Below are 9,124 nucleotides of genomic sequence, written 5' to 3' on the forward strand. Positions count from 1 at the left end.
GGCCCCCGCCCCCGCGGCCCCGAACACGGCGCTCCGCTTCGAGGCGTACGACGACGAGCCGGACGGCACCGCGAGCCTGCCGCCGCTTCCGGTTCTGGAGCCGACGGCGACCTGGCTGGCGCACTGGGCACAACTGGTCGCGGACGCGGGCGGGCGTCAACTGCCGGGCGCGGTAGCGCGGTTGGGCCCGCCGGCCGGGGTACACGGGGCGCACGGCGACGTGTCGGGCGCGGACCAGGCGGACCTGCTGACGCCCACGGAACTCGTCCAGCGGTTCCGCTCGCTGGCGTCCCCGGAGGCGTTCCGGCTCGCCGGGCACCTGGCGGTGGGCCGCCCCGAACTCCCGGTGATGCGCCTGGTCCAGGCGGCGGTCGAGCCGCACCCCCGGCCGCAGCACCTCGCCGAGGTCATCCTCAGCGGCGTCCTCACGACGACCCCTTCGGCGCCGCCCGGCACGTACACGTTCCGCCCCGGCGTACGCGAACTCCTCCTGCACACCCTGCCCCGCACCGCCCAGGGTCGTACCACCCAACTCCTGTCCCGTATCGGCGGCTTGATCGATGCCCGCGCGGGCATCGCGGCGGGCGACTTCCCGGCCGTCACGCCTGGCCCCGGCACGGGCCACGCCGCCCCGGAGGGCGAGGCGTTCGCGACGGTGCGGGAGGAGAGTGTGCGGCGGCTCGGCGGGGTGTCCGGGTCCGGTGCCTTGGTCGGGGGGCGGTACGAGGTAGGGCAACCCGCCGCGCAGGCGCTGGGTCGGAACGACAAATACTGGTCGGCCCGCGACGTACACACCGGGGAGACGGTGGTCCTGCGCCTGGGCGACCGCGACCTGTCCGGCTGGCCGAGCGAACTACCGAGCCACCCGAGCCTGGTACGCGTCCTCGACGTGGGCCTGCACAACGGCAGCCCTTACATGGCCATGGAGCACGTCGACGGACCGGACCTGGCGTCGTACCGCACCAACGCACGCGGCGTGGAGGAGATCGCGACGCAACTCCTCGACGCGCTGATGACACTGCACGACGCGGGCCTGGTGCACGGACGCCTTGTCCCGGAGAACATCCTGATCGCCCCGGACGGCACGCCGAAGATCAGTGGGTTCGCACTGCACGACCGGCCGGGCAAGAGCCGCAACGGTGACCTGCGGGCCCTGGGCCGCATCCTGGCCGACCTCGCCGACTCCCAGCGCTGGGACCACTTCGTCGACATGTCAGCCAACTTCCGTTCTCTGCTACGGGAGTTGGAGTCGGGTCGGGCAGGTGCGGGCTGGGGTCTGCTCCTGCCCCAGCAGTACCGTCCGCTCGGGCCCGTGGGCCTCAGCGGCACGATGTGGCGCGCGCACAACGACGCCGACGGCCAGGAGGTCCTGGTCCAGCGGTTCCCGCACATCGGCGATGACGAGCGCCACGACGTCGCGGCCAGGGCACGCGCACTCGCCGAACTCGCACACCCCAACGTGGCGCGCGTCATCGAGTGGGGCGACAACCCCGTCCACGGCGGGCCCTACCTGGTGACCGAACTGGTGCGGGGGTTCAGCCTGAAGGAGTTGCTCTCCCGCAGCGTCCTCGGCGGCCTGCCCCCGGCGCGGTTCCTGCCCATCGCGCGGGCGCTCGCCCTCACCGTCAGCGCCCTGCACGACGAGGGCATCCCGCACGGCGACCTGACCGCGGCCCACATCATGGTCTCGGACAGCGGCCGGACGACGCTCTGCGGCTTCGACCTCGGCGCGACCGGTGAGCCGGCACTCCGCGACGACCTGCGCAGAGTGGGCGGCCACGTCCAGGCGATGGCGACGGGCGCCCGGCCGACGAACGCGTCGGTGATGTCGCACCAGCTGGCCTCCGCACCCGCCGCGTGGCGCGTCGAGTTGGCCTCGATCCTGAACGACCTCCGGTTCGGGCAGAACCGGGCGTGGGGCGCGCTCCACGAACTGGCGGCGCTGGGCAACCGGGCGCTTCCGCACGACCGAACGGCCCGCCTCTACCGGCTGTTCGGCCAGGTCCGGATAGAGGAAGGCCGGACCCAGACGACCATCGAGCGGCCCGGCTCGGTCGAGGAGGCCGTCTTCTGCGCGCTGCTGCTGCGCCCCGGCGAGCACCTCACGTACGAAGAACTCCTGGCCCAGGCCGACGTGGAGCCGAACGGAACACCGGCCGAGGTGCGGCTGCGCGGCTGCGTCGCACTGCTGCGGCGCGAGTTGGGCGACGACGTGCTGGGGCGGACCTCGGAAGGGTTGGTCCTGCAGCTGCTCGACGGCGACACGACGGATGTTCTGCGGGTGGAGGAGCTCGATGCGGCGGCTCGGCGGGCGCGGGAGGCCGGGGATCTGGACGAGAGCCAACGCCTGATGCGGAGGGCGTGCGACCTCACCCGGGACGATCCGCTGCCCGGGGTGCGGGGCCCTTTCGCCCCCGACACCCGCGAGCGACTGAGGGCACTGGCGGTGACCGTGCGGCTCACCATGGCTGAACTCGATCTGGCCCAGGGCGATTTCACGCGCGCGTCCGCCGACCTGAAGGAGTTCCTGACGCGGTACCCGGGCAACCCGCAGGCCGTGCGCCTCCTCATGGTCGCGCTGCGGGGCCTCGGCCGCCGCGAGCAGGCCGTCGCCGTCTACCAGGAGTACGAGGACGGGCTGCCGTCCCCCATCCGGGTCGACCCGGCGGTCAGACGCGTGTTCCGGGAGATCCGCGAGTCGATCGACGCCCACGAGGCACGCCTGCTCGTCGAGTTCACCACTCCGGCCGACGAGCAGGCGCACCAGGCTCTGGGCACTCTGCTCACCCGGATCCTGGAGGGTGCGGACACGGTCCGGGTTAGCGCCCGGGTCACCGAGCACCCCACGGCCGAGGGCCACGAGGTGGTCGTCACGGCGGTCGAGCCCCGCCCGTTCCTGCTGCGCACAGCTCTCGGCCAACTCGGCGAGATCCACCGCGAGATCCACCGCGGGCGCCCGGACGGGGGGCCGCCGCTGCGCGCCCTGATGGGGGTGCGCCCGGACGACGTACGCGAGGCCTGGGCGGAACAGGTCCGGGCGCCCCTGGCCCTCGGGCTCTCCGACGAGCTGTACCAGAGCCTGATCGTCAGGTCCCGGCTGGCCGATCCACGCCTCTTCCGCCCGCTGACCGGCACGGGCCGGGGGGACACACCGTCGGCCTGGTACTGCGTCTGGCGGGCCCCTGACCCGTCGGCCGACCGCGCGGAACACCACTTCACGCTGCCCAGCTCGGACAACAGCCGGCCGTTCACCGCGCACGTCGAGTTCCGCTGGCGGTACCCCGGCCCGCAGCGCGCCGACGGCCGGGAGGCGGATGAACTCACGGACGCGTTCCGGGAGTCCGCCGCCCGCATCACCCGACAACACCCACCGGGCGCAGCCCCGGCCGCCCTACGCCAGCTCCGCAAGGAACTCCGCTCACCGAAGTCGCCCCGCGTCACCGCCCAGCACGGCATCCTCAGCCTGACCGCCGCGCCGCCCGGCCGGGCCCTCGCCACCAGCCCCCTCACCGAGGCCACCACCGTCCTCCTCGGCTTCGACGGCCCCCTGACCCGCCTCTATCAGGGCAATACCGCCGCCACCGTGACCCGCCAACTCACCCTCCTCGTCACCGAACTCCGCGACGTGGACGAGACGTTGCGGGGCGACCCGGTCGTGCCCCGGCTCAGCGAGGGGACCGTGCACCCGCTGGATGTGCTGCGTACGTACGCTGATCACCCGGTGGGCGCGGACCTGAACAGGCAGCTCACCGGGATCGAGGCCAGCCGGCCGACCCGGGCGCACCCCGCAGGGCAGCGGCTGCTGCGCGCGCTGCAGGACTCGGGCCGTACCGTCGCCGTCGTCTCCGACACGTCTCGGGACGTCATGCTCGACTGGCTGGACAACCGCTCCCTTCCCGTGCCCGGCGGGGTCTTCGGGCGCTCCGACGACCTGAGTGAGCTGATGTCCGACCCGGCCGGCCTGCGACGCGCGCTGCACGCCACGGGTACACCTGTGGCCGCGGCCGTGATGGTCGGTTCCTCTCCGGCGGAGTTCGAGGCGGCCAGCGCTCTCGGCCTCACCTTCGTGGGCTACGCGTACGACACGGCCGTACGCACGCGGCTCCGCGAGGCCGGCTGCGAGCTGATCGTCGACTCCCTGGACGTACTACTGGACTTCGACCCGTCGACGTAACCCCCGGCACCCGGCACCCCTCAAGCCCGCGGCGACCGCGCATCGTACCGAGCGAACCCCCGCCACCGCAGCGCGAGCACCCCCACCGCGACCACGCACGCCACACCGCCGCCGGTGATCGCGAGCTGCGGCGATGTGAGGTCCGCGACCGAGCCGGCGAGGAAGTCGCCGAGGCGTGGGCCGCCCGCGACGACCACGATGAACACGCCCTGCAACCGCCCCCGCATCTCGTCCGGCGTGGCCGCCTGGAGCATCGTCGAGCGGAACACCATCGAGATCGTGTCCGCGCACCCCGCGAGGGCGAGGAACAGCATGCCGAGCAGAAGGTTCCGGGTGAGCCCGAAGACCGCGACGGCGGTGCCCCACGCGGCGACGGAGAGCAGGATCGCCAGGCCGTGCCGTCGGATCCGCCCCAGCCAGCCGGAGAACACCCCGCCGAGCAGCGCCCCCACGGCGGGCGCGGCGACGAGCAGTCCGGTGGTCCGCGCGTCACCGCCGAACCAGAGCACCGCGACGGCGGGGAACAGTGCGCGCGGGTGGGCGAGCACCATGGCGCACATGTCGGTGAAGAACGTCATCCGCACGTTGGGCCGGGTGGCGAGGAAGCGCAGCCCGTCGAGGACGGACGCCCGGCCCGAACCGGCCGTGTCCGCGCCGCGGTCCGGCTTCATCGACGGCAGCCGCCACATCGCGTACAGCGCGGCGCTGAACGCCACCGCGTCGATCAGGTACGCGGCCTGGTAGCCCCACACGCCGACGACGACACCGCCGAGCATCGGCCCGAACATCGTGCCGGACGTGGTGGTCATCGAGTTGAGGGCGTTGGCGGCGGGCAACTGCTCGGGCGGCAGCAGCCGGGGGATCATCGACGTACGGGCCGGGGAGTTGAGGGCCGCGCACACCGCCTGCAGCGCGACGATCGTGTAGAGCAGCCACACCCGGTGGTACCCGGCGAGCGCCGCCCCCGCGAGCACGAAGCTGAGCAGACAGAGCCCGGCCGAACTGGCGAGGCCCAGCTTGCGGCGGTCCACGGTGTCGGCGATGGCACCGCCGTACAGGCCGAAGACGATGAGCGGTACGAGGGAGAAGAGGCCGACGAGCCCGACGGAGAAGCTGGAGTGCGTGATGTCGTACACCTGGAGCGAGATCGCCAGGGCCGTCATGGCCTGGCCGAGCCAGGAGACGGTGTTGCCGATCCAGAGGCGCCGGTAGTCGACGGAGGTACGCAGCGGGGTGAGGTCGGCGAGTATCCGCCGCTTCGGCCGCGCCTCGGCCATGTCGTCCGCCCGCGCGGCGTGCTTCTCGTCTCCGCTCCGGGATGTCTCGCTGGTCACACGGGATGCTAACGCGCCGCTCAACGGGGCCAGGGGGCCGGTTCAGCAGCGGCCCCGGTAGGCGATGCGCGGCAGCGGCGCCGGGTCCGGGCTCAGCGCCCGGTTGCGCAGATACGCGAGCGCCGCGTCCACCCGCGCCGAGCGCAGCGGTTCGTGGCCGGGCGCGAGCATCCGCAGCTCGTCCGCGGCGGCCGCGTAGTCGGCGGTGCCGAGGCGCTGGTGGGCCAGCTCGATGCGGATGAGGGCGCGGGAGCGCTGTTCGGCGGGCGGCCGCATGGACAGCGAGAGTTCGAGCGCGGACACGGAGCGGCGCAGGTCGCCCTCGGCGCGGTGCATGCGGGCGACCTGGTAGAGGAGGGCGCCGAAGGAGTACGGGCCGTTCTCGTCGTCGTCGCCGCGGTCGATCCAGTACTCCGCGCCGTCCATGTCCTTCACGGCGCCGCCGCTGTCCCCGGCCACGGCGCGGGTCACGCCGCGCTGGGTGAGCAGGAACGCCCGCGTTCCGGCGCCCGCCCCGTCGAAGCCCTGGTCGACGGCGGCCTCGGCGAGCGCCAACGCCTCGTTGGTGCGGCCCAGTTCGAGGGCGAGGACGCTCATGTCGCGCAGCGCCGCCGCCCGCAGCACGGGCCGGCGCGCCTCGGCGGCGAGCGCGGCGGAGAGTTCGAGTGCGCGCTGTGCCGCCCCGTGGCCGAGGTCGTCGGCCCAGGCCCGGCCGAGCATCCGGCAGAGCCGGGCGGCCTCGGCGCGGTCGGTGCCGGAGAGCTCGCCGACGATGAGTTCCCGCACGGCCCGGCCGCCGCTGCGTTCGAGGAGTCCGAGCGCGGCGGTCACGACGACCCCGGCCCGCCCCTCGTCCTTCGACGCCGACGCGCTCTCCGGTCCGTCCCGCCCGTCGTCCGTGTCCCACGCGTCCGGCGCCTCCCACTCGTTCGGCTCCCGGTCGGCCGCGTCCCGCGCCGCCGCGTACCCGCCGGGCGGCGTCAAGTGCGGGCTGCGGTACGGGAGTTCACGCAGCCGCCGCAGCTGTCTCGGGTCGCGGTGCTCAAGGACGAGGTCGGCGAGCTCGCGCCGGGCGCCACCGCCACCCCCGGTGCCCACCGTGACGCGGCGCACCGCCACCCGGCGCCCCGCACCGGCGCCCGCCGCGTCCGCCGCGTCACGGGGTCCCGGCTGCACGGGCATCGTGTACCTGGGCACGGAACGGGCGGCTCCGTACACCTGCTGCCGCGCCGGACGCGTCCCGTACCGCAGGGCGCTACCCGCGTAGCCCCCGTAGCCGAACGGGCCGCCCGCATCGGCCGTGGCCTCCGAGCGGGTCGCGCCGACCGCGCCGAAGCCCAGCTCCTCCACGGTGACGAGGCGCCCGAGCCGCTCGGCGAAGGCCCGCACCAGAAGGTCGCGCGCCGAGGGCCGGGGCCGGGTGCCGGCCAGCCAGTGCGAGACGTTGGAGCGGTCGTACGAGGCCCGGACACCGGCCTGCCGCCCCGCCGCGTTCACCGCCCTGGCCAGCTCGGCGCCGCTCCACTGCGCCTCCTCAAGACGCTCCCGCAGCCGGCCGTTGGGTGTTCTGCGCGCGCCCATACCCCTCGCCCCTCCTCGTAGTCGTGTACGGGACGGTCCCGCCTCGCCCCCCATGAACGGCGAGGCGGGACCGCTCCCCTTCTCCCCCAGGAACCACGGCAGCCGCCCCCACGACAGCAACCGGAGCCCCGGTCCGGCCGGTTCGCGCGCCAGACCGCGGCACCGGCCGTCGGGCCCGAGGGCCCTAGGTGCCTTCCGAGCACCGGGATGGAGATTTCCATTCGCACCGTGACCGCAACAACACAGCATGTGACGGACTTTCAACATCAACGGCCAGAAACGAACGGGAAGTTCCCGCCCCGCCCAGTCCGCTCGGGCCCGTTGCCGCGACAGTAGCTCCCGCAAATGGCCGAAGAGCAACGCTTCTGTGAATCTGCCGACGGCGGTCGGGGGCGTCCGGGAGCGTCCGGGCGGCTACCGGAGCGGGGTGGGCGGCGGGTCGGCGGCGCGAGAACCACCCGTACAGAGGCACCTCGCCCGGCCCACCTCAACAGGCGCCGCCCCTGCTCCGGCCGCAGGATGACAAGGAAAGTCAATGGACAGACATGGTCTTGCGCCTCGGGAGGAACCGCCATGACCGTCAGCCTTGAGCAGCTGCGCCGCTGCCACTTCGGCGTCGACCTGGGAGCCGCGCGCACCCGGGTGTACGTGAAGGGCGCCGGGCTCGTCGTCGACGAGCCGAGTGTCGCGGCCGTGAACACCCGGACCGGGGCGCTGATCGCGGTCGGCGAGCTCGCGGAGCGGATGACGGGCCGTACGCCCGGCTACATCCGGGTGGTGCGACCGGTCTCCGGCGGCACCGTCGTCGACATCGACATGGCGCAGCGGATGCTCAGCCACCTGCTCGACGACAAGCTGCGCCGCACGCTGCGCCGCAAGCCCCGGCTGCGGGCCGCGGCCTGTGTGCCGCACGACGCCGACCCGCTGGCGCAGCGCGCGACGACCGAGACGCTGATCGGGCTCGGGGCGCGCCGGGTGGAGCTGGTGGACACGCTGATCGCCGCGGCGGTCGGCTGCGGCCTTCCGGTGGAGCAGCCCGAGGCGACGATGATCCTGGTCTGCGGTGCGGCGACCACACAGGTCGCGGTGTTGTCGATGGGCTCGATCGTGACGGCCGAGCGGATCCCGGTGGGCGGCGACGCCATCGACCACGCGATCGTCCAGCACCTGCGCCACCAGCACGAGTTGATGCTGCCCAGCCAGTCGGTGCGCCCGCTGCAGCTCGCCCTCAGCGGCAACGGCCTGACCACGCAGGGCCCGGAGTCCACCGAGATCCACGGCCGCGACGTCGCCACCGGCCTGGCCCGCTCGGTGCACGTGGACACGGCGGCCGTCCGCGACGCCATCCACACCCCGCTCACCGCGGTCCTCGACGGCCTCGGCAAGGTGCTGCGCAGCTGCCCACCCGACCTGGTCGCCGACCTCGCCGACCGGGGCATCATGATGGTCGGCGGCAGTGCGCTGCTCCCGGGCCTCGACCAGATGCTGCGTACGGCGACGGGGATGCCCGTGCACATCGCGGAGCGGCCCGACACCTGCGCGGTGCGTGGCCTCGGCGAGATGCTGGACGGCAAGATCGCGCCGATGCGCCTGGACCCGCTCGCCGGCTGAGCCCGCTTCCCCGCCGGGCGCGCGTCCCGCCGCCCGGCGCCCCCGTGAAAGTGACGTACCCCGTGTCGATGTCCCTGCAGCTCCTCGGCGCCGCCCTGATCCTGGGGGCGTTCGTGCTCGCACAGACGGGCCGGGTCGCCTTCGGCTCCGCCCGCTATCTGTGGCTGAACTTCATCGGCTCCTCGCTCCTCGCGATCGACGCGGTGGCCGAGAACCAGTGGGGTTTCGCGCTGCTCGAAGGCGCCTGGGGCCTGTACTCCCTGCTCGGCCTGGTGGACTGGGCACGCGGCCGGCCGGTGAGCGGCGGCCGGGAGACCGCGTAGGTCTTGCCAGACGGGCCTCCTCAATCGCCGGAGGGGCTCAAATTTGGCTGATGCTTCAGCCAAATTCAGCCCCTCCGGCGTTTGAGGAGCGGGGTCTGGGG

5 protein-coding genes are annotated in these 9,124 nt (G+C 73.6%); 3 read left to right on the forward strand and 2 right to left on the reverse strand.

The annotated features are described in order from the left end of the window. Positions 1–4,174 (forward strand): protein kinase domain-containing protein (locus GUY60_RS29065; protein ID WP_161703121.1); only part of this gene is annotated, 4,174 nt, incomplete at its 5' end. A 20-nt stretch (positions 4,175–4,194) separates the two neighbouring features. On the opposite strand, the gene GUY60_RS29070 is transcribed toward GUY60_RS29065, so the two are convergent. Together GUY60_RS29070 and GUY60_RS29075 are read right to left on the reverse strand one after the other, a co-directional pair. Next, positions 4,195–5,451 carry an MFS transporter gene (locus tag GUY60_RS29070; protein WP_161703129.1) on the reverse strand — a complete coding sequence of 419 codons (1,257 nt, stop codon included), beginning with the start codon at positions 5,449–5,451 and terminating at the stop codon, positions 4,195–4,197. Positions 5,452–5,550: 99 nt separating this feature from the next. Then, the gene (locus GUY60_RS29075) at positions 5,551–7,089 is read right to left on the reverse strand and encodes a helix-turn-helix domain-containing protein (protein WP_161703123.1); all 1,539 of its coding nucleotides are present in this window, start codon (positions 7,087–7,089) and stop codon (positions 5,551–5,553) included. A gap of 573 nt (positions 7,090–7,662) precedes the next feature. Between GUY60_RS29075 and GUY60_RS29080 the strand changes: the two genes are divergently transcribed. Continuing rightward, positions 7,663–8,700 (forward strand): rod shape-determining protein, encoded by a 1,038-nt coding sequence (locus GUY60_RS29080; protein WP_161703125.1) that lies wholly within the window; start codon positions 7,663–7,665, stop codon positions 8,698–8,700. A 68-nt stretch (positions 8,701–8,768) separates the two neighbouring features. Then, positions 8,769–9,023 (forward strand): CBU_0592 family membrane protein, encoded by a 255-nt coding sequence (locus GUY60_RS29085; protein WP_161703127.1) that lies wholly within the window; start codon positions 8,769–8,771, stop codon positions 9,021–9,023. Positions 9,024–9,124 lie beyond the last annotated feature (101 nt).

The sequence above is a fragment of the Streptomyces boluensis genome (genome assembly GCF_009908195.1).
GTDB lineage: Bacteria > Actinomycetota > Actinomycetes > Streptomycetales > Streptomycetaceae > Streptomyces > Streptomyces boluensis.

What these genes read in the sequence shown, in the direction of transcription:
- GUY60_RS29080 (WP_161703125.1), top strand. Translation starts at nt 7,663, where the DNA reads ATGACCGTCAGCCTTGAGCAGCTGCGCCGCTGCCACTTCGGCGTCGAC.
- GUY60_RS29085 (WP_161703127.1), top strand. Translation starts at nt 8,769, where the DNA reads ATGTCCCTGCAGCTCCTCGGCGCCGCCCTGATCCTGGGGGCGTTCGTG.
- GUY60_RS29075 (WP_161703123.1), bottom strand. Translation starts at nt 7,089, where the DNA reads ATGGGCGCGCGCAGAACACCCAACGGCCGGCTGCGGGAGCGTCTTGAG.
- GUY60_RS29070 (WP_161703129.1), bottom strand. Translation starts at nt 5,451, where the DNA reads ATGGCCGAGGCGCGGCCGAAGCGGCGGATACTCGCCGACCTCACCCCG.